Genomic DNA, 876 nt, shown 5'->3' on the forward strand with positions numbered 1-876 from the left:
CATTTTACGCAATTTATGTAGGAGAATTCGGAATCTACTGTCTGTAAGGTTAGTGTGTTTTCAACAATATCCTGTTCCATAAAGACGGTAAATACATGCAAAAGAAACCACTTGTCGCATTAATGGCGGCTACAGCTATCCTTGCAGGATGCGGAGAAGCGAATAATGCCCAAAGAGAGAGCCAAGCGCCTCTTGTCGTAACTCAGGATGTCACGGTAATCGACTACCAACCGAGTAAATCATATATCGGTCGCATTGAAGCGGTAGAAGATACCAATATCACAGCACAGATTTCAGGCTATTTACAAGCTCGTCATTTTGAAGAAGGACAAATGGTAGAAAAAGGTCAGCTTCTTTATTCTATTGAACCTTCTTCTTTTGAAGCACAAGTGGCAAGTGCGAAAGCAGCGTTAGCACAAGCAAAAGCTTCGCTTAAAAAGGCAGAGCTTGATCACCAACGCGGTAAAAACCTGCTTCCTCGTGGCAGCATCTCCCAATCGGAATTTGATGCGTTGACAGCAACATTGCTAGGCGCGCGTGCAGAACTAGAAGCCGCGAATGCACAGCTTAAACTTGCAGAAGTCAACCTTTCGTACACGCAAATCCGAGCGCCGTTTAGTGGTCGTATTAGCGACACTAAAGTGAGTACTGGTGATCTGGTTTCTCCATCTTCAGGTGTGCTGACGACGCTCGTGAGCCTAGACCCTGTGCACACTTCGTTTAGCGTCAGTGAACGTGAGCGTTTAGCGATGGGCATGGATCGAATTAAAGGCGATGGTTCGGCCGAGTCGAACGGTGTGGAAGTGCAACTAGAGCTAGAAAACGGCCAGTTTTTCGAACACTTAGGTCAGCTTGATTTCTTGGGTAACCGTATTG

The 876-nt window shown here is 46.1% G+C and carries 1 protein-coding gene; it reads left to right on the top strand.

All coding sequences use genetic code 11. The features are described 5' to 3' along the window. Positions 1-95: 95 nt before the first annotated feature. A partial coding sequence (gene vmeY, locus R7R24_RS25590) for a multidrug efflux RND transporter periplasmic adaptor subunit VmeY (protein ID WP_318119920.1) occupies positions 96-876 on the top strand: 781 nt, incomplete at its 3' end.

It is taken from the genome of Vibrio sp. 704 (genome assembly GCF_033339295.1).